Origin of the sequence: Bartonella sp. OD88NMGDW (assembly GCF_042193775.1) — a bacterium.
Taxonomy (GTDB): Bacteria; Pseudomonadota; Alphaproteobacteria; order Rhizobiales; family Rhizobiaceae; genus Bartonella; species Bartonella grahamii.
Map to the genome: position 1 here is coordinate 1 of NZ_JBHIMA010000050.1, position 1,310 is coordinate 1,310.

Annotated in this window: 1 protein-coding gene and 1 pseudogene; both read left to right on the top strand. The window is 38.0% G+C overall.

What is annotated here, in order from left to right; translation table 11 throughout:
* A pseudogene (locus tag ACFIJR_RS08990) lies at positions 1-370 on the top strand (hypothetical protein); the annotation flags it as partial.
* Between the two features lie 82 nt (positions 371-452).
* Positions 453-1,142: a hypothetical protein gene (locus ACFIJR_RS08995; RefSeq protein WP_375654060.1), complete on the top strand. Its 690-nt coding sequence runs from the start codon at positions 453-455 to the stop codon at positions 1,140-1,142.
* The last annotated feature ends 168 nt before the right edge of the window (positions 1,143-1,310 follow it).

Consider the following 1,310-nt stretch of genomic DNA (forward strand, 5'->3'; position numbering starts at 1 on the left):
CAACGCCGTTGTAATTGAAGGCAATGCACAAATTTATGATAACGCCCGTGTCACTGATCATGCTCATATTTCCGATAATGCTGTCATTTGTGATGATGCTCATGTCGGAGGCAATGCAAAAATAAGTGGCTCTGCTTACATTTGTGATGAATCACGTGTTTTTGATGATGCCGTTATTTGTGATGCTCTTATCTCTGGTTCTTCATATATTCATAGCAATGCCTCTTTAACAGCTAATGAAGATATCTGTGATGATGCATATCCTGAGTTTGGTAGCGAAGATGATTATTATCGTCATGAGTATTATGCTGATTTTGAAGGGTATTATGACGATGATAATGACAGCGAATATGAAAGTGATGCTGCGTAAATGACACGCGCGGGCGCGGCGCGGGCGCCCTCCTTTAAACATCTCATTTAAAAATTTAAATCTCTATAAAGGAATTGTGCTCATGCAAAAGAAGTTTGCACTCACAAATGAAACGCGTGTAATTAATAATCATACCCTTTATCGCATTAAAGCATTAAAAGACTTTGCTGATGTTAAAGCAGGTACTTTAGGGGGCTTTATTGAAAAGGAAGATAACCTTTCTCATGATGGCAATTGCTGGGTTTATGATAATGCTTGTGTTGTAAAATCTGGTCGTGTTTATGAAAATGCAAGGGTATATGGCAACGCTGTCATTGGTGGTTTTGTTTATGGCAATGCGCATGTATATGATAAAACCCGCGTGTATTTTGGAGCTCATGTTTATGATAATGCGCATCTTTCTGATAAGGTGTGGGTTTATCAATATGCAAGGGTTTATGGGAATGCAAAATTATCAGGAAATGCTCGTATTCATAGCAAGGCGGTAGTTTATGATCATGCTGTTATCAGTGGCGCTGCTAAAATTTATGGCAAGGTTTATGGCAATGCTAGCGTGGGTGGGTATGTTAAGGTCTATGGTTCTGTTTATGGGAATGCAAAAGTGACTGGTTATCACACCATTAGAGGTTTGGTACATGGCAATGCAAGGTTAAAAAGAGATGGTTATTCATATGTCAAACAAAACTTTTATTATGCATATGGAATTCCTGAAGATTGTGAAATTTATGAAAACGATACCGTTGTAAAGATTATTGAAAATAACGCTGCGTAAAGACGCGCGGGCGCGGCGGGGGCGCCCCTCTTTCAAATTTTCCCATTCCAAATTTTATCAAATGTTTATCACATTAAATTGTGAGGGTATCTCTATGTGCAAAAAATACGAATTAACCAGTGAAATCAAAAAAATCAAACATGCTCTTACTCGAAATATTATAAACCT

What these genes read in the sequence shown, in the direction of transcription:
- ACFIJR_RS08995 (WP_375654060.1), top strand. Translation starts at nt 453, where the DNA reads ATGCAAAAGAAGTTTGCACTCACAAATGAAACGCGTGTAATTAATAAT.